Source organism: Paraburkholderia bryophila, assembly GCF_013409255.1.
GTDB lineage: Bacteria > Pseudomonadota > Gammaproteobacteria > Burkholderiales > Burkholderiaceae > Paraburkholderia.
Map to the genome: position 1 here is coordinate 2,798,776 of NZ_JACCAS010000001.1, position 23,473 is coordinate 2,822,248.

The 23,473-nt window shown below is 59.1% G+C and carries 19 protein-coding genes; 12 read left to right on the forward strand and 7 right to left on the reverse strand.

The genetic code is table 11. From position 1 onward, the window contains the following. Positions 1-2: 2 nt before the first annotated feature. Both GGD40_RS12425 and GGD40_RS12430 read right to left on the reverse strand, forming a co-directional pair. Positions 3-446, reverse strand: coding sequence for a hypothetical protein (locus GGD40_RS12425; protein WP_179743871.1), 444 nt, complete (start codon positions 444-446; stop codon positions 3-5). Beyond that, positions 412-3,525, reverse strand: a complete 3,114-nt coding sequence (locus GGD40_RS12430; protein WP_179743872.1) for a type VI secretion system Vgr family protein — start codon at positions 3,523-3,525, stop codon at positions 412-414. The genes GGD40_RS12425 and GGD40_RS12430 overlap by 35 nt, the downstream gene beginning before the upstream one ends. A gap of 706 nt (positions 3,526-4,231) precedes the next feature. Here GGD40_RS12430 and GGD40_RS37220 point away from each other — a divergent pair. The 8 genes from GGD40_RS37220 (at position 4,232) to GGD40_RS12470 (ending at position 13,132) form a co-directional block, all read left to right on the forward strand. Next, positions 4,232-4,537 carry a helix-turn-helix transcriptional regulator gene (locus GGD40_RS37220; protein ID WP_179744940.1) on the forward strand — a complete coding sequence of 102 codons (306 nt, stop codon included), beginning with the start codon at positions 4,232-4,234 and terminating at the stop codon, positions 4,535-4,537. Positions 4,538-5,017: 480 nt separating this feature from the next. Then, positions 5,018-7,720, forward strand: a complete 2,703-nt coding sequence (locus tag GGD40_RS12440; protein ID WP_179743873.1) for a type VI secretion system Vgr family protein — start codon at positions 5,018-5,020, stop codon at positions 7,718-7,720. A 22-nt stretch (positions 7,721-7,742) separates the two neighbouring features. Further along, a complete protein-coding gene (locus GGD40_RS12445; RefSeq protein ID WP_179743874.1) occupies positions 7,743-9,479 on the forward strand; it encodes an esterase/lipase family protein in 1,737 nt (578 codons plus the stop codon). Positions 9,480-9,481: 2 nt separating this feature from the next. Beyond that, complete coding sequence (locus GGD40_RS12450; RefSeq protein WP_179743875.1) at positions 9,482-10,813, forward strand: T6SS immunity protein Tli4 family protein; 1,332 nt, start codon at positions 9,482-9,484, stop codon at positions 10,811-10,813. Positions 10,814-10,823: 10 nt separating this feature from the next. Continuing rightward, positions 10,824-11,174 carry a hypothetical protein gene (locus GGD40_RS12455; protein WP_179743876.1) on the forward strand — a complete coding sequence of 117 codons (351 nt, stop codon included), beginning with the start codon at positions 10,824-10,826 and terminating at the stop codon, positions 11,172-11,174. A gap of 47 nt (positions 11,175-11,221) precedes the next feature. After that, positions 11,222-11,485 carry a PAAR domain-containing protein gene (locus tag GGD40_RS12460; RefSeq protein WP_179743877.1) on the forward strand — a complete coding sequence of 88 codons (264 nt, stop codon included), beginning with the start codon at positions 11,222-11,224 and terminating at the stop codon, positions 11,483-11,485. 400 nt (positions 11,486-11,885) lie between these two features. Next, positions 11,886-12,596, forward strand: coding sequence for a DUF5343 domain-containing protein (locus GGD40_RS12465; RefSeq protein ID WP_179743878.1), 711 nt, complete (start codon positions 11,886-11,888; stop codon positions 12,594-12,596). A gap of 8 nt (positions 12,597-12,604) precedes the next feature. Beyond that, positions 12,605-13,132: a DUF4145 domain-containing protein gene (locus tag GGD40_RS12470; protein ID WP_218900876.1), complete on the forward strand. Its 528-nt coding sequence runs from the start codon at positions 12,605-12,607 to the stop codon at positions 13,130-13,132. 414 nt (positions 13,133-13,546) lie between these two features. Here GGD40_RS12470 and gyrB read toward each other — a convergent pair whose 3' ends face one another. The 3 genes from gyrB to dnaA all read right to left on the reverse strand — a co-directional run bounded on the left by gyrB (position 13,547) and on the right by dnaA (position 19,057). Next, positions 13,547-16,018: a DNA topoisomerase (ATP-hydrolyzing) subunit B gene (gene gyrB, locus GGD40_RS12475; RefSeq protein WP_179743879.1), complete on the reverse strand. Its 2,472-nt coding sequence runs from the start codon at positions 16,016-16,018 to the stop codon at positions 13,547-13,549. A gap of 113 nt (positions 16,019-16,131) precedes the next feature. Beyond that, positions 16,132-17,235 (reverse strand): DNA polymerase III subunit beta, encoded by a 1,104-nt coding sequence (gene dnaN / locus GGD40_RS12480; protein WP_035554206.1) that lies wholly within the window; start codon positions 17,233-17,235, stop codon positions 16,132-16,134. A 220-nt stretch (positions 17,236-17,455) separates the two neighbouring features. After that, a complete protein-coding gene (dnaA, locus tag GGD40_RS12485) occupies positions 17,456-19,057 on the reverse strand; it encodes a chromosomal replication initiator protein DnaA (protein ID WP_218900877.1) in 1,602 nt (533 codons plus the stop codon). A 391-nt stretch (positions 19,058-19,448) separates the two neighbouring features. Between dnaA and rpmH the strand changes: the two genes are divergently transcribed. From rpmH to yidC, 4 genes are all read left to right on the forward strand, one after another. Beyond that, positions 19,449-19,583 (forward strand): 50S ribosomal protein L34, encoded by a 135-nt coding sequence (rpmH, locus tag GGD40_RS12490; protein WP_004198824.1) that lies wholly within the window; start codon positions 19,449-19,451, stop codon positions 19,581-19,583. Between the two features lie 23 nt (positions 19,584-19,606). Then, on the forward strand, positions 19,607-20,086 hold the full coding sequence (locus GGD40_RS12495) for a ribonuclease P protein component (RefSeq protein ID WP_373565281.1): 480 nt from the start codon (positions 19,607-19,609) through the stop codon (positions 20,084-20,086). A gap of 104 nt (positions 20,087-20,190) precedes the next feature. After that, complete coding sequence (gene yidD / locus GGD40_RS12500; RefSeq protein WP_081936011.1) at positions 20,191-20,421, forward strand: membrane protein insertion efficiency factor YidD; 231 nt, start codon at positions 20,191-20,193, stop codon at positions 20,419-20,421. A 30-nt stretch (positions 20,422-20,451) separates the two neighbouring features. Continuing rightward, positions 20,452-22,110 carry a membrane protein insertase YidC gene (yidC, locus tag GGD40_RS12505; protein ID WP_179707545.1) on the forward strand — a complete coding sequence of 553 codons (1,659 nt, stop codon included), beginning with the start codon at positions 20,452-20,454 and terminating at the stop codon, positions 22,108-22,110. Between the two features lie 178 nt (positions 22,111-22,288). On the opposite strand, the gene GGD40_RS12510 is transcribed toward yidC, so the two are convergent. Both GGD40_RS12510 and GGD40_RS12515 read right to left on the reverse strand, forming a co-directional pair. Further along, complete coding sequence (locus tag GGD40_RS12510; protein WP_179743881.1) at positions 22,289-22,696, reverse strand: XRE family transcriptional regulator; 408 nt, start codon at positions 22,694-22,696, stop codon at positions 22,289-22,291. Between the two features lie 314 nt (positions 22,697-23,010). After that, positions 23,011-23,445, reverse strand: coding sequence for an XRE family transcriptional regulator (locus GGD40_RS12515; RefSeq protein ID WP_179743882.1), 435 nt, complete (start codon positions 23,443-23,445; stop codon positions 23,011-23,013). Positions 23,446-23,473: the final 28 nt, after the last annotated feature.

The following is a 23,473-nucleotide window of genomic DNA, read 5'->3' on the forward strand; positions in this document are numbered from 1 at the left end:
GCTTACCTGAATTTGCAGTCGGTCGCGGCGGGATAAGTCGTCGAGTACGCGCCAAAGCAATGCAGCGTCACTTTCTGGCCGATCCGAGGGCGAACCTTGTCGGCGCTCGCTTTATCGGCGAAGCTCACCCGCACTGCCGTGTCGGGATCGTCGCCGAGCTTACCGACGACGTCGTCATCCGTGATGCCGGACTCCAGCGAGAGAAGCTTGCCTGTCAGCGCGAGCTGCTTATCGGTAAACTTCGAGGCCGCGTCCGAGTCGCTGTCGTACTGCGAAGCCATCGCGGCCGCCGTGATTTTCAGTTCGGCCGCACCGAATGCCGTCGAGGCGGTGGCGAAGGCGAGCGCCAGAAAGATCGTTTTCTTCATGTTAAGTGCGAGTGAGGATGGGTGGATGTCGATCGGCGCGGCATCAAACGATGCCTTTGAGCGCGGGCACTGCGCCACGTGCGGATTGCGCGATCGAACTGATTTCCTTCGCGGCGCTGGCGGCCTGACTGGCTTGTGACAGCCCTGCGCTTGCACCGGCGGGTAGCGCCTTGGTGAGCGCGTTTTGGGCGAGCCCCATGGCTTGGCCTTTCGCCATCGTGGCGAGGCCGCTGGCGCCCTGTGAGGCCGTGCTAGCCAGGCCGGCCAGTTGCGACGCGCTGCCTGAGGCGTTACTCATGGCACCGCCTGCCGCGCTCATGGCACTCGCTGCAGTGCCGACCGCTGGGCCCGCGCCCCCAGCTACGCCAGGCAAGAAGGACGCCATTTGCGCTGCGGATGCCGTGTCGCCCGACACGCTGAGTGGCTCGGGCGGCCATTTGATGCTCTTGAAATAGTTGGCCGGCTGCGACGGATCGCGCGGATCGTTGCCGAACTGCACCTGTGCCACGCCTGGCGGCAAGCCGCTCACGGTCATGCGGCCATTAGCATCGAGAGCGCCTTGGCGCAGCAGCCCACCGTTTGCGTCGAACACGGAAAACTGGCCGCCTTTGACGGGCTCGCCGTTCGCGTATTGATGGAGCAGGTCAAGTTGCCCCGGCTGATCGGGGCGCGCCGCCGGCAGCGGATAGCCTTGGCTCGTCGGGCCATTGAAGCTGTGCTGCGCACCTTTGACATCGATTTTGCCCGGCGCGTGAATGTCGATGTTGCCGCCTGAGATGCGGATGTACGCGCCGCCGCTCGTCAACAGAATTTCCTGATCGGCGGCGACTTCGATTTTTTCCGTGGTCGAGAGCAAACGGAATGTTTTCTGCGCGGTGAATTCCACATTGTCGGACTGCGCTTTGATCTCGACTTTTCCCTTCGCCGCGAAGAGTTTCATGCCCGCGTTCTGCACGAACAGGCTGATCTTCTCGCTCACGCTTGCCAGCAACGATTTGCCGGTCGCAATGTGCGTGCTCTGGCCGCTGACCAGATTGACGTGCTCGTTTGCTGCGATGTGGGTCGACTTCTGCGTCGACATGGCGATGCCGGCCGGTGTAGCGAACAGCAGGATCGGTTCCTTGAACGCGTTCGCGTTGCCCGTGCCGCCGCCGGCTGTGTTGCCGCCGCTGCCGCCGCCCGATACGCTGTTCTGGGTGGCGTCGGTGAATGACTTTAGTGAGTCGTAGCCATCTTTGAGGCTCTCGGCCTGGTGCGTTTCGCTCGCCTGGCTCAACGACTCGATCACACTTTCCGAATTGACCAGTTGACTGTTTGCGTCGCGTACGTCCAGAGGTTGGCTTGACGCGCCGGTTGTCGGATGCGTCGAAACGACCATGCCTTGTGCGGCTCTAATCGCGCCGTACGCGTCTGACTTCAGATCGAAGCCGCTACCCAGGTACTCGCCGCGCGCGTTGCCCGTCTGCGCGATCAGATAGCCCAGGTGCAACTGTGCATTCGTGCTGGTGCTGTAAAGCTGCACACGATTCTGACCGGTGGCGTCGTCCATCACCATCTGGTTGTAGCCGCTGCCCTGGTGCTCCTTCGACTTGTAGCCCGACAGGATGCCGTTCGAATGCCAGTCCGGCGTCTTTGCACCGTTATAGGCGCGGCCAGTGACGATAGGCTTGTCGCAGTCGTCATCGAGGAACGATACGATCACCTCTTCACCGACGCGCGGCACATGTACCGCGCCATAGCTTCCGCCAGTGTCGGACTGCGCGACCCGCATCCAGCACGACGCGTTTTCATCGCCATCGTTAAGACGGTCCCAGTGCATGAGCACTTTGATCCGGTTGAGTTCGTCGGTGAAGACTTCCGCGTTCTTTGGGCCGGATACGGTCGCCGTCTGCATGTGCATCTTCGGCTTGTGATGCTCGAACGGACTGCGGAACGGGATGGTTTTGCGTTGCGCTTCGACGGCGGCCATGAAGAAGCCTTCGCTGCCGTCGCTGGATTTGACGGTTAGCGCGGCATCGGCACTATGCACGGCGCGCGCTGCGGCGATCGCGCCTTTCAGGCTGTGCGGGAAGTCCGTCGTCCCGCCTGAGACGGGCAGGTTGTTCTCGATTACCCAGTCGACCGCGATCACCGCGAACTGGCGGTCCTGTTCGCTGCTCGTGCTGTGGTCGGGGTGATCCTGCAGCTCGAACCAGCGGCCCGCGTCGATGCGGCGTACTGCGCCCACGCCGTGGAAGCGCTTCGCACGCGACTCCCATTCCTCCATCCGCACTTTGGCGAGCTGGTCGCCGCGGTCCTGCTTGCCGTAGGTGTAGGCGCCGGTGTACTCATATACCTCGGCCTGCTGCGGCAGATCGCCCTGTGTGGCGAGCGTCGGGATCGTGGTGCCCTTGGGATTGGCCGGTGCCGACGGGGCCTTGTAGTCGAACGTGCGGGTCGTGAGCGTCGTGCTCTGTAGCGTGCGCGTGCCGCTCCATTGCACGAAGGCATCGGTTTCGCTGTTCGTGCCCGAGCGGTAAAAATCGACCGCTTGCGGCGATAGCGCCGGAAGGCTGCCGATGTCGTCCGTTATAACCAGCGTGTGCGATTTGCCGTCCGTGGCCTGCTCGAAATAGCCGAACAGCCCTTCGGTTTCCATCAGCCGGTGACAGAAATTCCAGTCGTCCTCGTATTGCACGCAGAATGAGCGTTGCGGCAGGGTATTTCGTAAAACAAAGCGGAATGCACCCTGCGCCTGCGGATGCATATTGAATACGTCGGTGATGATTTCGTCGGCCGGTTTATCCTGCCAGATTCGTGCATCTTTTCTGAAGCGCAGGAAATGCATCCATGACACAAAACCGATCTGATAGCTGGTAAGAGCACTGTCCGAGCCCAGACGGCGTGCCGTATGGACATAACCGTGATGCGGGGCGTACGACTGGTCGGTTTGCTGAACCCAGAGCGTAACCGGCTGGGCAATCAGCTTCTTGAGTTCGATATTGTCGTTGGTGGAAACGGCGTCCAGCGTGAATTCGTAATCGCGGCCCAGACGCGAATGGCCCACCAGTCTTTGCGGCAACAGGACATTCACGCCCAATGGCGTATCCAGTTTCAGCAGACGGTCACTTTGCAACAAACCGCCTTTTATCGCCGTGATTATGTCTTGTGCACCCATACCGCCTCTGATTTACGCAATTGCGCCCCCGCGCTATCGCGCGATATTACAAAAGATTAGCGGGTTAACGCAATCAAGATGGTTACCGTAATTGTTAATTCGGAATTTATTGCATATTTGTTCATGCTGTTTGGGTAACGGAAAAATATTCCGCATTAAGAACAGAGAATGATGGTCCGTCGACCATTTACCGAACGGGCGGCGCAGGCTTTCTACACGAACACAATTCGACCCTGCCTAGCCTGGTTGTCGATCGCGTCTGTCCTTCCCCTATGTCTCGCCTCCGGCAGGTTGGGTAGCCGACTGGCGATGCATCAATTCGTGGCGGACTAGGCGCTCAACAATCCCCGAATGGTGCGTGGTCGTTTCGCGCAGGCGGAAGTTAGTAAAAACCCAAATTTCTCACCCGCAGCCACGAACTCCTAGACTTCATCTTCCAAACCCAAAGTCTAAGGAGTGCATCATGCGCGAACGTCAAAGGCGGGAAGCGGCAAGCGTCAATTCTGTAGATCTGGGACTTAGATGCGGCCATGTAGACGATGCGAAACTACTGGCGCGGCTATCTCCCCTAGCACTAGCACATTGGCCATCGGTGGCTAGGCAGATACGCAACGCGAGCTTGTTCGGCTCCACTGATGTTACTTCGCTCGTCCGCTACTGCGAGGCGTTTGCGCGATGGTGCGTGGCAGGTGAAGAACTTGCTCAAATGCTTATCGAATTTGGGTTGGCATCGGGCCAAGCGGCACGAGCCACACCCGGCTCCCCTGAAAATTCTCGGACAAGCGACCAAGAGCTCGCAAAGCGGTCACCCAATCGACCGGCCAACGCGATCATTCGTCGCACCGAGGTAGAAAACGAAACAGGTTTATCCCGCTCAACTATCTATCCGCGGATAAAGGCAGGAACCTTTCCCGCACCGGTCAAACTAGGCATGCGTTCAGTCGGGTGGCGGGTCAGTGACATTGAGACCTTCCTATCCGCGCCAGCCGACTACAGAGCCGCAACCGATTGAAGATACGAGGCAATCACCCTAGCTGGACGATATAGGATGCTTTTTTTGCGCTTGCTCACCGTCTCGACCGCGCGTTCAAGCAGCCATACGAATTTATTTCTCAGATCGTCGCTGACGCGACAATGTCGGCACTCGTCCAAATTTGTACGTACAGCGATAAGTAGCACCGCAATCGAACTGACGGAGATGCGCTGAAGCGCGTGGCTGTTAAACCAACGTCTTAATGGAAAGGCATTTACGTTCGTCGAGAACCATGTGCGACACCAAATCTATGCACAATGAATTCCTCCCCATAATCCCGTGCTCGCGGGGAGCTTCAAGCAGCTGACTTCGCGTTGCACCACCGAATACGCGTGCTAAAATTATTCAAATAGTCGTATATTTCTGTGGTGAGCGACCACGCATCAATTAATAATCTTTAACGATCCCGGGGTTAAGATGACTCGCACCGCCCGTTTTTTATTAGTGCCCAGGTGAGTCATGGGCGCATCGCCAGTAACGCTCCCTCCCTCCGACAGCCCGCTCGATGCGCTATCTGGCGCATTCAAGAATTTTGATCAGCTGGTTTCAGCGTTCAGTCAGTCGCAGCGACAGTTGCAGGTGAGCTTTGCACCTGATGCTGGCCTTCCGACAAATGCCATGCTGCCTCACGAGCTCAATGGTAGCGAAGGCATCTGCGCACCGCTCGATTACACGCTCAGCTGTCTATCGACAGACACCCGCCTGCCGCTGAAAACAATGATTGGCATACCAATCGCGTTCAACATCGGCGATTTCACTGGCAGTCAACGCACGATCTGCACGATAGTAACTGGTGCGCGCCAACTCGCTTCCGACGGCGGCTTCGTCCTGAACGAGTACACCTGCGAGGACGGTCTGTCGATTCTCCGTCATCGCACCACATGGCGAATTTTCCGAAATGCGTCCGTGATCGATATCACGCAGACGGTACTGAAAGAACACATCAACGGGAATAGCGTGCTCGCCAGCGCGTTCGCGCTCGAAACCGGTGGATTGACGGCAACGTATCCACTGCGCGAATTTACGATGCAGGCAGGCGAAAGTGACACGGCATTCCTCACGCGGCTGTGGCGTCGCGAAGGCATATGCTGGTACTTCTCGCACGCGCTCAACGACAACTGGCCGGTACACACGTTGCGTCTGGTTGATAGTGTGCACGCATGGCGGGACAATCCGGCCGGCATCGTACGCTATAACCGCGCCGACGCGACTGAGAAAGACGACACGATCAATGTCTGGCAGGCCCACCGTACGCTCACATCCGGCGGGAAGATTGCCGCGGCGTTCGACTACAGGGCAGGGCGCGCCGTTGAAGTGAGTGAAACGAATGTTCAAGACCAGGGCAAGCATGGCAAGGCGCTCAGCAGCACGCTCACCGAGTACCGGTACGACGCGCCGCACATCGCCGACGATTCGGAACACTACCGGCAGATGAATCTGCGCCGCCAGCAGGCGCGCGAACAACAGGCCAAGCACTTTTCCGGCAAGAGCGTCGTGCGCGCGTTCAGCGGCGCTGCCGGGACCGTGTTCTCCCTGACGGGCCAGGCCGAAATCGACCAGCATCCGGAGGAGCAGCGTCGCTTTGTTCTGACCCGCGTCGAAACCAGCGCACGCAATCATCTGTTGACGGCATCACCAGATAAGAGCGCACTCACGCTGGATCAGACCAGTCCTCCCTATCTGAATCGTTTCGAATGCGTGCGTGCCGATATTCCGGTCGTACCCGAGTGGGACCCGGCCTGCGTGCCTTCGGTTGGGCCCATGAGTGCGCTTGTAGTTGGTGCGCCGGGACTCGAAATCGACGTTGACGAGCAGGGTCGCGTGGCGATTCAGTTTCTTTTCGCGCGCGGTGACGATCATCCTAAGGCAGGCGCAACGGGTACGCCCCGCGATTCCGCGCGTGTGCGACTCGCGCTGCCTTGGGCCGATCAGGGCGCCGGCACGGCCCTGACGCCGCGCGTCGGCAGCGAAGTACTCGTAACGTTCCTGCAGAATGATCCTGACAAGCCCGTAGTAATCGCGAACCTGCACGGCGCGAACCGCAGGCCAACTGAGTTTTCTGGTACGGGCAACCTGCCGGGCAATGCCGCGCTCTACGGCATCCGCTCGAAGGAAGTATCTGGAGCCGGCTATGGGGAACTGCTTTTCGACGACACCACGGCCCAGACGAAAACTAAACTATCGTCCGAACACGGCAAGACGCAGTTGAACGAAGGCTGGATTGGCCATCCTCGTGATGGTGGAAAGTCGGACAAGCGTGGCGAGGGTTTCGAGCTACGAACGGATATGGCAGGCGCGATCCGCGCCGCGCAGGGTCTGTTGATCTCGACCGACAACCGGGCCGGCGCGAAGGGCCAGGTGCTCGACCGGCAGGAGCTAGTGGGCCAACTCGAGGCGGCCCTCGCCATAGCGAAGCAACTGGCAGAGCTGTCCGAGACCCATGAAGCTGACAGCAGCGATACCGCTCCGCAGGAAAAACTTGTGGATCAGTTGAAACAGTGGGATAGCGACAAGCCGGGCGGCGCAGCCATCGTCGCCGTTTCGGCGCCCGACGGTGTCGCCCTGGCCAGTCCGCGCAACGTCGTGGCATCTGCAGGCACGCACGTTGACGTCACCGCTGTGCAGGACGTGAATGTGACCACAGGTCGCAAGATCCTGCTGCGCGCGGCGCAGGGATTGTCCGCCTTTGCGAAGGCCGGCATGAAGCTGATCGCCGGTAGTGGCGATCTCGCAATACAGGCGCAGCAGGGCAAGACGGAGATCGGCGCGTCCGACCGGTTGCATCTTTATTCGCTCAAGGAGATGGTCATCGAGGCACCGAGCATTGTGCTGAAGGCCAACGGCGTGACCTATTCACTTGCCGACGGCAAGGTGCTCGCGTCCTCCAGCGGCGAACACAAGATCGAGACCTCCAGTTTTAGCTTTACCGGTGGGGGTGGCGGCAATCCCGATCTGCCGCACATGCCGGCCTCTGCCATGAAGACCAACGAGCAGTTTGCGCTGGCCAACCGTGCCGGCGACGCCATCACGAAGGTACCGCATCAGGTTACTGATGAAACGGGTGCCGTCCGTGACGCTGGCGAACTGGGTGCCGATGGCGCCAACCAGACGATCGTGCATGACACGCAGATCCGGCCACTGACGATCCGCCCGACCCCTTGAATTCCTACCGCTGACCTCCTACATGTCCACTCCTGCCGCAGAGGCCACTCCGGTCCAGAAACAGGCCGTACGCCGTGTACCGCTTCAGTTCGACGACAACGGCGATCCGATTTTCCATAGCGTCACCAGCCCGGAGTGTTTCAAACCACATGCACTTGGCGTCATGCCGCCGAAGCATGTCATCCCGGTGATTTTTGTGCCGGGAATCATGGGTACCAACCTGTGCGCCAACGGTAAAGCACAAAAGGCGGGCACGACGGCATGGGCACCGCCCAACGGAGCGATGGCAGGTCTCGGTGAATGGCGTCGACGCAAGAAGCAGACACCGACCGAACGGCAAGAGCAACTGATGCCCGATCGAGTGATGGTGGATCCCAGCAAAAAGGTTGGGGTCCCGAAGGGCGTCTTTACGATCACCGACGAGGAGGCACGCCGTCGCGGCTGGGGAGAGATACACTTCGACAGCTACGGCGGCATCCTGGCCGCACTCGAACTTGCGCTCAATGATCAGTACATCGACGCGGGCACCGCTGGCGCAAAGGAAATGCCGGTCTGGACTACTGCGAAAACGCTAAAGGATGCAGACGGTAAGAACGTGCTACCACAGTGGAACCCCGTTAAGGGTGATGTCCCACCACTGAACGACACGGAGTTCAGGCGGCTTGCGGACTACTACTTTCCGGTGTGGGCCTGTGGTTACAACTGGGTCGGTAGTAACGGAGATTCTGCCGACCTGCTCGTCAAGCGCATCAACGAAGCGATTAACTGGTACAAGCGCGGCAAATACTGGATTTCCCTCGATAAGGTCATCATCGTGACTCACTCGATGGGAGGGCTGGTCGGCCGTAGGGCCGCGCAAAAGGTTGAAAGTCAAATGCTTGGCGTGGTCCATGGCGTTCAGCCGGTCGGCGGTGCGCCAGTGGTATACCGACGCATGAGGGCCGGCACCGAAACTGACGGATTATTCGACATCATGGGCGCGATCGTTGCCACGATCATTGGCTGGGATGCCGCTGATGTCACTTGCGTCATGGCAAATTCACCCGGTGTACTTGAACTGCTTCCGACAAAAAACTACTCCCCGAAATGGCTTCGAATGGAGCATGAGTCGAAGGGTTCTGGCACCCCTGTGATGCCAGCTCTGCCGATCGCCGACCCATACACCGAGATATACAACAAGCGGGTCCAGGACGTGTGGTGGGCAATGATCGACGATACCCTGATTGATCCCGCCGGAGTGATTGCAACGCAGGACTCGAGCGCCTTTGATGCCTATGGGCAGACGATATCCAACGTGCGCGATTTTCACGACACGCTCGGCCTGTATAGCCATCCAGTTACGTACGCCTACTATGGTGGCGACGACAAGCACGTCGCATTCAGCAAGGTTCGATGGGTGACAAAAACTGCAGTGCCAGCGGGCGCGGACGGCGTATTGCCTACGCTTACGGCCGACTCCTTTACGAAACTGGGTCAGACAACGCTCACGGTGTTATCGCAGAAAGTCACATTCTCCCTTGCCGGACATGACAAGCCTGACTCGGACACCGATCCATCATCCGGAGACGGCACGGTTCCAGGTCCCTCGGGCGCACTCATCGCCGACGGTTCCGGAACGCTCAATGTGTTCAGGATGAAGGGCTTCGATCACCAGCACAGCTACGGGAGCCAGATGGTGCAGGATAACGTGCTGTACTGCATTGCGAAGATTGTTCAAGGTGCCACCCCGGTGGAGGAATTGCCGGCTTGCAAGGAATGACAATGAAACTATTGCGTTTTGCTGCGGTACTGTGTGCCACCCTGCTTGTCCTGACCTGCTATGCGAAAGAGCCTGCAATGAGCGATACCAAAACCTACTGCGTTGGTCGTTTTCTGGTCGACGTGCCCGCGGACGCGCAGATTAACGGGCAAGCTTATGAGTACAAGTACGGACGCATCGACTCGACGACTTCGGAGGAAAGCGCGCAGCATTTTGCGCAAGAAATGACCACGCGCCAGGCGGATCTGCAGTCGGGCAAGCAGAAGAACAAATATACCCTCTCGGGTATCAAAAGTCCGGCGCCGGACATCCGGATATTTGAGCTTTCGCGGACGCTTCTGACGGGCCCCTCGGTAGGTATAGAAGCGTACAAGTGGGATGGTGGACACGTATTTTCTATCCAGCATACCGGCTTCATACTAGCCCGTTATCCAGACGTACTGTCCACGCTGCAAACCGATCTGCTTCCAAATCTTCGGGCACGTGGTGCCGACGATATCCCTTCCCGACCGGGCTTCTGTCTTGAAAATGGATTTATCGCGAACGACGGCAAGACATCGCAGTACGAAGACGCGGGCATCAGCTTCAAGTTCGCCAGGTGGCCGGGAGTGCTGGTCTCCGTGCGATCGATGACTGTCTCAAAGCTCGGCGAGCCGACCCTGCTGCAGCGCGCCGACGGTGGATCGGTACCAGATGCATTCAAGAACCTCGTCAACCAGATCAGGACTATTCGGCATGGCTCGCGTGAAATCAACGGTCGTCACGGCGAAGAGTTGCTCGAGACCGTCCCCACGGAAGCCGGCTACAGGCTTCATCAATTTCGATGGGAAGCACAGGGCACTGGAGTCAGCGAGCCATTGAAGCCGACGCTTATCGTGGAGTTCGAAAGTGGCATGACCAGCGTCAACGGTGAGCCAGTTCGGCCGAAGCTGACCGATGACGAGGCAGTCGCAGTTTTTGATGCCGTCGCAAATTCGATAAGGATGCGCCCGATGGGCGGCAGTGCTGCCAGCGTCGATACGCCATCCCCAAACCAGCCGCTCGGTACGCTCGCACGTACAGGCTCAATCTGCCCGCAAGCGGGCTGGTGGACATGCCCCGAGGCGAGCAGCCGCGAAATCGCCGGGGGTGCCTATCAGTATCTCTCAGCCAACAGCGTAATGCCGGTTGCCCGGGTCGCAGGGAGTCCCGGCTTCATGGGGAAACTCTTGGGTAAGCAACAATGGCATGCCGTCAATACGACGTGGCAACTGGTCGCATACGCACAGCAGACTGAGCCGGAGTCATCCTCGCCTGTCGCGCCCAAGTCCGGACCCCGAGAAGAACCCTCATGATTGGCGAGTCATGTCTGATATCGCGATTCTGCCGAGGGTGTTCACGTGGTTTATTTTCTTCGGACTGGCCACCTGCCTGATTTTGCCAATCCTGTTGATTCTCGCTCTCTACGGGCTCGCAAGACGGTCGTCAGAGCGCCGGAGGGTAGTCGCCGTCAATACACACTGGCTGCCTCGTACTTGGTGGGTGGGTTTCGTGCTACTTCTTGCGAATGCGATGTTGGCGCTACTAAGCACGACAGGTAGCGCCGGCAGCCAGAGCAATGCTCTTCCGGGCGCCATTGCGCTGGCGTGGATTCCTCTTAACGCAACGGTATGGATTTTCTGCTTAGTGCGTTCACGGAGAAATCCGATGCTGTGATAAATCGCCTTGCATAGACGGAAATAATGAAAGCGAACGGAGCAGTCATGAAGAATATCATTCGCGTCGGCGATCCCACGAGCCACGGTGGATCTGTCCTGACTGGCGCCAACAAATTCGAGGTCGACGGCCGCGCTGTGGCACGAGTGGGCGACAAATGTATTTGCCCCGTGGAAGGCCACCAAATCTGCGATATTGCCGAAGGCGATCCAAACTTCATGGTCGAAGGGCGGGCGGTCGCCTTCGACGGACACAAGACCACTTGTGGTGCAACGCTGCATTCAACGGCAGCGAACTTCGGGGGGGCATGACGGCGGACCGTGCCATTTTCACCAGTGCAATGTACAACATTTATTGCATTCGGTTTCTTTGAAATTGGTATTCGTATTCCTTGGTTGCCTTGTTATTGCCAAGGGCAGTAAGCAGAGAGATGAAGCGGATAACCAGATGGCGCTGGACGGCCATAAACGGGTTCTCAAGCACTGTCGGTGAACGACTGCTGGTGCCGACCACCTGCCCGTCGATGACATCCCTAGACGCCGGAGACCAAGAGTGCGTTTGATTTGGGATCGGAGCATCGAAGGTTCGAATCCTTTCGCATCGACAACGGATCGGCGCAAGTAAGCCATAATCTATGTCACTATCTCTCGGAATTGAGGGCACGCACCGGGGGTGCGTGCCGAACGACAACCCACCTACCGAGGGGGATACGTGGCGGAAGAGAATAAGAAGCGCGGGTATCCGGTGATCGCACGGAACACATGGTTCACGTTGCGGGAGAAGTTCAAGCAGAAGGTGCCAGGGGAAGTTACGCCCGCGTACCTCGCGGCGACCCTCAACATGAGCCCGGGATCCGCGAGCGCAAATGTCCTGCCGTCGCTGCGAACCTTCGGGTTGATTAACGACGCAGGTAAGCCCTCCGATCTGGCCTTCGCTTGGCGCGACGATGAGAAGTACGCGTCGGTGTGCGGGCAGCTCATCAAAAGCACCTACCCGACCGGGCTACACGACGCGTTCCCGGACGCTGCAAACGCGCCGATGAACCGTGTAACCGCGTGGTTTGCGCACGATACGAAAACGGGCGACAGCGCCGCCGTCAAATACGCGCGTGTGTACCTTATGTTGCTGGAGGGCGATATAGGCAAAGCCAACGAGAAGCCGGCAAAGGAGAAGGCGACCGCACGCGCAGCGGTCACGCCGAAGTCCTCGTCCAAAGCGGCGAAGGCCACGGCCGCACAGGTGCCGTCGGCCAACCCGGGGCCGGCCGAGCACAGCCACCAGCAGCACCCGCCTGGCGGCAGCGCGTTCTCGCCGAAGCTGCACATCGACGTGCAAATTCACATCTCGCCCGAGAGTAATGCGGAGCAGATCGACAAGATTTTCGAAAGCATGGCCAAGCACCTTAAAGACTTCCGCACCTGAGCGCGCCGATGGACCTGTCAAATGCGATGAAGGCCGCGCGGGCGCTGCAGGAGGCCATGCGCCTACACAGCCCACCGCCTGAGGAGGGCGCGCCGAGTGCCGACGAAGCGGTGGTGTACATGTCACTTCTGCGTAATACCCGCAACTATCTAGAGCGGATTGCCCACCAAGTGAACGGCGCGTACGCGGGCGGCTGGTACGACGCCTCTGCGGTGATGATCCGTCGGCTGGTCGAGACTTTGATCATCGAGCTTTACGAGGCGCGCGGACTTGCCGCGAACATCAAGAATCGGGACGGGGACTTCTTGTATCTACGCGATCTGATTGCGGCGTTACTGGCGGAACCTAGCTGGGGGCTATCGCGCAATGCGAAGAACGCGTTGCCGAAGCTAAAAGACATAGGCGATCAGTCGGCGCACAGCCGGCGCTTCACCGCGCAACGGCAAGACATTGACAACCTTATGCCGGCGTTGCGTACGGTGGTACAAGAGTTGGTTGAGATGGCCGATCTAAAAAAGAAGCGCGTCGATCAGTGAGCGAGAGGACATCACCCAGCCGACAAATACCCTTGTTGCCCTCCCATTTCGCCGCTTGCTTGTCCGGTAACGAGAGAGTGTCGGACATATCACGGCGGCCATGGGAAGCGGTGAAGTAAGCCCCTTCATGTGCACGGTGGCCGACTCTAGCCGAACTGCGGACGGGACGATGAAAGCTGTAGCTGTCCGATTTGGGTTGCAATGCGTCATATGGTGACGCACGTGAACAAGGGCAATTTCGGCGATGCAGTGGAAATCGCCGATATCCCGTCAAATACCAATAATTCCAAAAAAGAAGCCCGGACGACATAGGCAGTCGACCGGGCTACGCCAGTGATCTAATTTTTCACGACCACTGAGAATTTTTTTTCATTTCAGTGACACGTTTTTCACGATCGCTGAGAACCTACAACGTTAAACATCAATATTCCCCGCCCTAAGCGCATTCGACTCAATAAACGCTCTCCGCGGCTCCACATCATCGCCCATGAGCGTAGTGAAAATGCCATCAGCCGCAATAGCATCCTCAATCTGCACACGAAGAAGGCGACGCACGGTCGGATCCATCGTGGTCTCCCAAAGCTGCCCAGGATTCATCTCGCCAAGGCCTTTATACCGCTGCTTCGAGATGTTGCGCTCAGCATCAGCCAGCAACCACTTCATCGCACTCTTGAAGTCGGTCACAGCCATACTCCGCTCGCCCCGCTTGATCACCGCGCCCGTCTGAATCAACCCCTTAAACGTATTAGCCGTATTAATAAGCTGTCGATAATCCGCAGTCAGCTGAAACTCTTCATCCAGAACAAAAATCTTCTGATTCCCGTGATGCGTCCGCGCGACGCGCAGTGAGCGCAACTCACGCACCTCGTCATACGTCGTCGTCACCTTAACTTCAGGCTTCAACGGTTCATCGCGCAACTTCGCTTCCATCGCCCGAGCCGAAGCCTCAGCCGCTTCCTCACTGGACAGGTCCATCACGACCCCATCCATCACCGCTTCAAGCGCGCCAGCGTCATACAACCGGCTCAACCGATTCACCACCGCCTGCGCCAGCAAATAAGCACGAGCCAACTCACCCAACGCATCGCCAGTAATCGGCGTAGCGCCTTCAGCCGGCACCAATTCCGAGCCCTGCAACGCCAGCTTCAAGATATGAGCATTGACCTCGGACTCATCCTTCAAATACCGCTCATCCTTCCCCGCCTTGATCTTGAACAGCGGCGGCTGCGCAATATAGATAAACCCACGCTCGATCATCTCCGGCATCTGACGATAGAAGAACGTCAGCAGCAGCGTCCGAATATGCGCGCCGTCCACGTCAGCATCGGTCATGATAATGATGCGGTGATAACGCAGCTTCTCCAGGTTGTAATCGTCCTTGCCGATCCCACAACCCAACGCTGTAATGAGCGTAACGATCTGCTCGGAAGAAATCAGCTTATCGAACCGCGCCTTTTCAACGTTCAGCACCTTGCCGCGCAGCGGCAAAATCGCCTGAAACTTCCGATCGCGGCCTTGCTTCGCCGACCCGCCTGCCGAGTCACCCTCGACGATATAAATCTCGGACTTCGCCGGATCCTTCTCCTGGCAATCCGCGAGCTTCCCAGGCAAGCCAACGCCGTCGAGCACGCCCTTACGCCGCGTCATTTCGCGCGCCTTCCGAGCCGCATCCCGCGCGCGAGCCGCGTCGACGATCTTCCCGACAATGATCTTCGCGTCGATCGGCGTCTCAAGCAGAAACTCCTCGAGCGCCTTCGCGACCACATCCTCCACCGGCGCGCGCACTTCCGACGACACCAGCTTGTCCTTCGTCTGCGCACTGAACTTCGGCTCCGGCACCTTCACCGATAACACGCACGACAACCCTTCGCGCATATCGTCACCCGACGTCTCGACCTTCGCCTTCTTGGCGACGTCGTGATCGTTGATGTACTTGTTCAGCACACGCGTCATCGCCGCACGCAACCCGGTCAGGTGCGAGCCGCCGTCGCGCTGCGGAATGTTGTTGGTGAAGCACAGCACGTTTTCGTTGTAGCTGTCGTTCCACTGCATCGCGACTTCGACGGCAATGCCGTCCTTCTCGCCGCTGACGTGGAAAATATTCGGGTGCAACACGGCCTTGTTCTTGTTGATGTACTCAACAAAACCCTTCACGCCGCCCACAAACGCAAAATCTTCTTCCTTACCCGAGCGCTGATCCGTCAACCGAATCCGCACGCCGTTATTCAAAAACGACAGTTCACGAATCCGCTTGGCCAGAATGTCGTAGTGATATTCGACATTGCCGAAAATCGTGTCGTCGGCGAGAAAGTGCACTTCCGTACCGCGGTTCTCGGTATCGCCCGTCACCTGAATCGGCGACACGGCCACGCCATCGATCTCTTCGATGATGCGGTTCTGCGGCACGCCACGGTGAAACTCCATGAAGTGCTTCTTACCGTCGCGACGAATCACGAGACGCAACCACGCCGACAGCGCGTTCACGCACGACACACCCACGCCGTGCAAACCACCGGACACCTTGTAGCTGTTCTGGTCGAACTTGCCGCCGGCGTGCAACTCGGTCATCACGATTTCAGCGGCGCTGCGCTTCGGATCGTGCTTGTCGTCCATCTTCAGACCGGTCGGCACACCGCGGCCGTTGTCGGTGATCGAGATCGAGTTATCCGCGTGAATGATCACCTGGATGTCGTTGCAATGCCCGGCCAATGCTTCGTCGATGGAGTTGTCGAGCACCTCGAACACGAGGTGATGCAAACCGGTGCCATCCGATGTATCCCCGATGTACATCCCCGGCCGCTTGCGCACCGCCTCCAGACCTTCGAGGATCTGAATGGACGAGGCGCCGTAGCTGTTGTCGGGTTGCGTATTGTTCGTTTCAGTCATGGATTTTTTCCGGTTCTGCGTTACTGCAAGGTTGCTGCTCGGGACTTTTCAAAACACCATAAAAACGCCAAAGGGGCACTGCGCCCCTTGGTGTCTTCTCGGTATTGGACGCGTTAGATGCGCATCGGCATCACTACGTATTTGAACTCGTCGTTCTCGGGAATCGTGATCAACGCGCTGGAGCTGGCGTCGCCCAGGCTCACTTGCAACATGTCGACCTTCAGGTTCGCAAGCACGTCGAGCAGATACGTGACGTTGAACCCGATATCGACGCTGTCGCCGTCGTACGCGATTTCCAGTTCTTCCTGCGCCTCTTCCTGATCGGCGTTGGTCGACATGATCTTCAACTGGCCCGGCTCGATAATGCAGCGCACGCCCTTGAATTTGTCCGACGTCAGAATCGCGGCGCGTTGCAGCGAGCGCTGCAGTTCTTCACGGCCGATCAAAAATTGATTCTTATGCGACTTCGGAATCACGCGCTGGAAGTCGGGGAATTTGCCTTCCACCAGTTTCGACACCAGTTCGACCTGGCCGAACGTGAACTTCACCTGCGTTTGCGCGATGTCGATCTTCAGCGTGTCGTCGATGTCTTCCAGCAGACGCTGCAATTCCAGAATCGTCTTGCGCGGAATAATCACTTCCTGACGCGCGAACGTGCCTTCGATCTTCATCGACGAGAACGCCAGACGGTGACCGTCGGTCGCGACCGCCATCAGCTGATCGCCGTCCACCACCAGCAGCATGCCGTTCAGGTAGTAGCGAATGTCCTGCTGGGCCATCGAAAAATGGACCATGCCGAGCAACTGGCGGAACGTCTTCTGGGGAACCACGAGGTTCGCACCGTAGTCTTTAGCTTGCGCGACCGTCGGGAATTCGTCTGCGGCGAGCGTTTGCAGCGCAAAGCGGCTCTTGCCGGATTGCACGGTCAGACGCTTGTCGTTCAGCGTGAGCGTGACCTGCCCGTCGGGCATGGCGCGCAGAATGTCGAGGAGCTTTCTTGCTGCCACCGTGGTCGCCACCGAATCGCCGCCCACGCCGAAATCGGCACGCGTGGTGATCTGCAACTCGAGGTCGGTGGACAGGAACGACACGTCAGGGCCGTTCTTGGTAATCAGCAAATTGGCGAGGATCGGCAACGTATGGCGGCGTTCGACGATGCCGCTCACAGTTTGCAGCGGCCTGAGGAGGTTATCGCGTTCGGTCTTGACCAGTTGCATAGAGTTCCTTCGTTGATATAACGGCCTGCGCGCCTTGCCAGGCAAGCGATCCAGCTCACAGCCGTGGCCCCCCGCCGGCGCCACGCAGCGCCTGCCACAGCGTGAAATCCGCCCGCGGCCGCCGGGCGGTTAAACCTGTATTGTGCCTGAAAACGGAACCGCCTCACTAAAATGGGGGCGAGTTTGGAAATAAACAGGTCGTTTTTCCCAGTCGACTTGCTTAGCCCTTCAGCGTCTGCTCCAGCACGTGCAATTCGTGGTTCAGTTGCGCGTCAGTGCCGCGTTCGGCTGCGATCTTGCGCACCGCGTGCAGCACCGTGGTGTGGTCACGTCCGCCGAACAGCTCGCCGATTTCCGGCAAACTCTTCTGCGTCAGTTCCTTCGCGAGATACATCGCAATCTGCCGCGGTCGCGCGATATTCGCCGGACGCTTCTTCGAATACATGTCCGCGACCTTGATACTGTAGAAGTCCGCAACCGTCTTCTGGATGTTTTCCACCGAGATCTGGCGGTTCTGCACCGTCAACAGGTCTTTCAGCGCTTCTTTGGTCAGTTCGATCGTAATTTCGCGACCGTGGAACTTCGAATACGCGAGGATCTTGCGCAGCGCGCCTTCCAGCTCACGCACGTTCGAGCGCAAGTGTTTCGCGACGAAGAACGCGACGTCCTCGCTCAGGCTCACGAACTCCGACTGCGCCTTGCGCATCAGAATCGCGACGCGCATTTCCAGCTCGGGCGGCTCGATCGCCACCGTCAGGCCGGAGTCGAAGCGCGAGATCAGACGGTCGTCGATCCCCGAAATTTCCTTCGGATACGTGTCGCTGGTGATGATCACCTGCGCCTTGTTCGCGACCAGCGCCTCGAATGCGTAGAAGAATTCCTCTTGTGTACGCGACTTGCCCGAGAAGAACTGAATATCGTCGATCAGCAGCAGGTCGAGCGAGTGGTAGTAGCGCTTGAAATCGTCGAACGCCTTGCGCTGGTAAGCCTTCACCACGTCGGACACATACTGTTCCGCGTGGATGTAGCGAATCCGCGCGCCGGCCTTGTCCATCAGAAGCTGGTTGCCGATCGCGTGGATCAGGTGGGTCTTGCCGAGCCCGACGCCGCCATACAGGAACAGCGGGTTGTACGAGATGCCGGGGTTATCCGCGACCTGAATCGCCGCGGCGCGCGCCAACTGGTTGGCCTTACCGGTCACGAAGTTATCGAAGGTCAGCACCGGGTTGAGCTTCGAGCGCTCGTACATCGAATCGTTTTCGCCGTTGCCGTTCGAGCTCGCGCTCTGGCCCGGACGCCACGTGCGACGGGCGGCCGCGGCTTCGTTCGCGTCGAGACTGGGCAGATCGAGGTCGGCGGCGTCTTCGGCGGCGGCCGATGCAGCGCGCGCGTTCGCATGTTGCTGCGCAGCGGCATTCACGCCGCCGGCGCGTGTGGCATGCGCCGCTTGCACGGCGCCGACGGCCGCGTCCACTGCGGCGCCTCCGCCGGAATGACCGCCCATCGGCGCGGATGAGGACGAAACAGGACGAGTCGAACCCGGCGACGACGTGGCTTGCGGCGCGCGCATGCCGGCTTTCGGGTCCAGAACAAACTGCACGTCGACCGGGGCTTGCCAGAAATCGCGGGCCATATCCGCGATGCGGCCGGAGAACTGGCTCTTGACCCAGTCGAGCTTGAAGCGGTTCGGCGCGGCGATGCTAAGCGTATTCGCAGCGGCGTCGAAGGCGACCGGGGCCAACGGTTTGATCCACGTCACGTACTGCTGGGGCGTAAGCTCACGCTCCAGCAATGCGGAACAGTGTTGCCAGAAATCGTTCATCGAGTTGCTGTCGTTATGGTGTGCACGGCGGTCGCCGCTGCCCTTGTTGCGTGCGCGCAACAAGGCCCTGAGCAGCCAGGCGCAATGGCTCCAGGCGCTTGTGCCACAAGGGTTTGCGGGGCAAGCGAGCCGGAGCGGCGTGCAGGATTTTTGGGAAGTAAGGCGAGATTCTAACGCCAAATGCTACCCGGAAGGGAGTTATCCACAGGGACGGATCATCGGCCCGAGCCAGCGCCGTCGCAGGGCCGCGAGCGCTAAACTATTGACGGCCAACAGAAAACCGGTTTAAATAGCGGGTTCCGCGAAAACCAATTCTGTAAACCTCCGGCCATTGCCGCTTCAGCGATGATCGTGCGGTTATTTTTCGATCAGTCGATCAAGTGAGAGCAACATGAAACGTACTTACCAACCTTCCGTTACCCGTCGCAAGCGCACCCACGGCTTCCGCGTTCGCATGAAGACCGCAGGTGGCCGCAAGGTCATCAACGCACGTCGCGCGAAGGGCCGCAAGCGCCTCGCCATCTAAGGCAGGCGAGCGGATTGCGCGCTGTGACTGAAGCCTGCGGTGAGGCGGGAACAGGTGGGGCGCCGCAACTGGGCTCGGTTCCGTTGCGAGCGCAAGCCGCCTTCCCCAAAGCCGCAAGGCTACTGAAAACGGATGAATTTTCATCCGTTTTTCGTTTGCGCCCGTGGCGCCGCACCGCGCACTTCGTGGTGTACGGCCGGCCCACCGGCAACGACGCACGTCTTGGCCTCGTGATCGGCAAGAAGTACGCGCCGCGCGCGGCCACGCGTAATCTGGTACGTCGAATCGCGCGTGAAGCCTTCCGGCTGCGTCGCGCGGAATTTGGCGGTTGGGATGTGCTGCTGCGTTTGCATACGCGCTTCGACAAGAAAGCTTTGCCGAGCGCCTCGTCGCCGCCGTTGAGGGCGTTGTGCCGCAGCGAAATCGAGGCGCTGCTCGACAAGGCAGCGCGCGAAATTGTCCGTCGTCAGGCGCCGCCCGCGGAAGCGCCCCAAACGGAATGACGCTCAAGTGACTGCCCGTTGCGCCGCTTTGCGGCTCCCGTAGCCCTGCTGCGCGGGCATCACCCGGACCTCCACGTTGCGCGGCGCTGTTAGCCGCACCAGCCATGCAAACGGTACTCTTCGCTTTATTGCGTTTCTACAAGGTTGCCGTGAGCCCAATGCTCGGCAACCGGTGCCGTTTTTACCCTTCCTGCTCTGATTACGCGCGCGAAGCAATCCAGTATCATGGCGCCGCGCGCGGGACTTATCTCGCCGCCAGGCGTATTTGCCGTTGCCACCCGTTTTCCGCGGGCGGCATCGATCTCGTCCCGCCTCCCACTTCTGAAAAGCGCTGACGCGCCGTTCCATCGACACTGAGACAACGCATGGATATCAAACGCACCGTCCTATGGGTCATCTTTTTCATGTCAGCGGTCATGCTGTTCGACAACTGGCAACGCGACCACGGACGCCCGTCGATGTTCTTCCCGAGCGCCACGCCGACGCACACCGTCGGTAGCGCCGAACCGGGAACCACGACGCCGGGAACCCAGCCCGCCGATTTGCCGGCGACGAACGCAGCTGCTCCGGGCAACGCGCCGGCCGCCGCGCAATCGCAACTGATCAAGTTCGGCACCGACGTCTATAACGGCGAGATCGACACCCGCGGCGGCACGCTGTCGAAGCTGTCGCTCGTGAAGCAAGGCGACGGCAAGACACCGGACCTGGTCATCACGCTGTTCGACCGCACCGCGAACCATACGTATCTGGCGCGCACCGGTCTGCTCGGCGGCGATTTCCCGAACCACAACGACATCTACACGCCGCTGCCGAACCAGCCGCACGACCTGACGGGCGACGAGAAATCGTTCCAGCTCAGCTTCGAATCGCCGGTGAAGGGTGGCGTGAAGGTCATCAAGACCTACACGTTCACGCGTGGCAGCTATGTGATCGGCGTCGACACCAAGATCCAGAACGTCGGCACCGCGCCGGTGACGCCGTCGGTCTACATGGAACTGGTGCGTGACGATCAGCCGGTGGAAACGCCGCGCTTCTCGCACACGTTCATCGGGCCGGCTGTCTACACCGACCAGCATCACTTCCAGAAGATGACGTTCAGCGACATCGACAAGAACAAGGAAGACTTCGTCAATTCGGCCGACAACGGCTGGGTCGCGATGGTGCAGCATTACTTCGCGTCGGCGTGGATTCCGCAGCAAGGCGCGAAGCGCGACATCTACGTCGAGAAGATCGATCCGGCGCTGTACCGCGTCGGCGTGAAGCAACCGGTGGCGACGATTGCCCCGGGCCAAACGGTCGACGTCTCCGCGCGCCTGTTCGCTGGTCCGGAAGAAGAGCGCATGCTCGAAGGCATCGCACCGGGTCTGGAACTGGTGAAGGACTACGGCTGGGTCACCATCATCGCGAAGCCGCTGTTCTGGCTGCTCGAGAAGATCCACAGCTATGTCGGCAATTGGGGCTGGTCGATCGTGCTGCTTACGCTGCTGATCAAGGCCGTGTTCTTCCCACTGTCGGCCGCGAGCTACAAGTCGATGGCGCGCATGAAGGCGATCACGCCGCGCATGCAAGCGCTGCGCGAACGCTTCAAGGGCGATCCGCAGAAGATGAACTCGGCGCTGATGGAGCTGTATAAGACCGAGAAGGTCAATCCGTTCGGCGGCTGTCTGCCGGTCGTGATTCAGATTCCGGTGTTCATCTCGCTGTACTGGGTGCTGCTGTCGTCGGTGGAAATGCGCGGCGCGCCGTGGATTCTGTGGATTCACGATCTGTCGCAACAGGATCCGTTCTTCATCCTGCCGGTGCTGATGGCCGTCTCGATGTTCCTGCAGACGCGTTTGAACCCGACGCCGCCGGACCCGGTTCAAGCCAAGATGATGATGTTCATGCCGATCGCGTTCTCGGTCATGTTCTTCTTCTTCCCGGCCGGTCTGGTGCTGTACTACGTCGTGAACAATGTGTTGTCGATCGCCCAGCAGTACTACATCACGCGGATGATGGGCAAGTCGAAGACGAAAGCGGCCTGAGATCAGGTCTGACAGCGAGCGCTAGAGCGCTCGCTGTCAGCAAGACCGATTCACGCCGACGCGAACTGACCGCGGTACTGAAAAACGCAGCAGCGCGTAAAAAGAAAAGCCGCCCAGTGCAAACCGGGCGGCTTTTTTCATGGTCAGCGCGTCAATGCTCGGCCGGCAAACGCCGCGGTTATTCTCCCGTCGCGTCCTCGCCGTAAAAACGCACGATCATCTCTTCCACGAGGAACCGGTCCTTCGGCGTAAGCGACTCGATCTTCGACGCCAATTCGATCGTTTCGGGCGAAGGCGGATACTTCTCGCCCCGCGCGAGCGGCCTGGCATTCGCGCCCGGCGCCGGTCCGTAGTGAAGCCAATGCTCTTTCACGTTCAGCCATTCGGCCAGCATGCGCAGCTTGTCCGGCTTCGGAATCGTCGCGCCCGACAACCACTTGTGGGCGGCTTGCGTCGTCACCGGACGCTCCCCGTGATAGCGCAGATTAAACTGTTCGGCGAGCTTGGTCCCGCCGCGAATTTTCAGCGGTTCTAGCAGGTCACGCAGCCTCTTGGCAAAGGCCGCTTTCTCTTGTTTGGTCGGCATGGGCCAGATTGTGCAATTCAGCGTCTAACCAGTTGACAACCATACGAGCTATGATTTAGCGTATTTGAGATAGATTTAGCTTGTATCCCGCTTCACGCAAGCCGTTTCGACGAATTCAAAATTTTTGATTTTTCTTTATATGACGGGCGTGTCAGCGGCACGACCGTCGTAGAAAGTCTTAATTTGTCTCAACAATCGCAGTAACAATCCTAGCTTAGTTGAGATAAATCCGAATCGCTGGGAGAAAGTGGTGCCCGAGGCGACGCGAGGCGAGCCACAGCACTTGCACTCACTCTCACACCCCGCAACGCTCGCTACGTCTCACCCTCCCCCGCTTTCATCTCTTCCACCAATTCCACCTCTTCACCGTAAAACCGCACGATCATCTCCTCGACCAGAAAGCGGTCCTTCGGATTCAGCGCTCCGATCTTCGAAGCCAGTTCGATGATTTCAGGCGACGGCGGATACTTCTCCTCGCGAGCGAGCGGCTTCGCGGCCATGCCCGGCGACGGTCCATAGCGGAGCCAATGCTCGGTCACCAGCAGCCATTCGGCTAACGTGCGCAACTTGTCGGGCATCGGAATGGTGGTGCCCGAGTGCCACTTATGCGCGGTTTGCGGCGTCACCGGCTCGCCGCGATAGTGTTTGTTGAATTCCTTGGCGAGCTTCGTCCCACCGCGGATCTTGAGCGGCTCCAGCAGGCCCTTCAGCCTCTTGGCGAAGGCGGCTTTTTCTTGTTTGGTCGGCATGCGCCGGATTGTGCAATTCGGCGTCCCG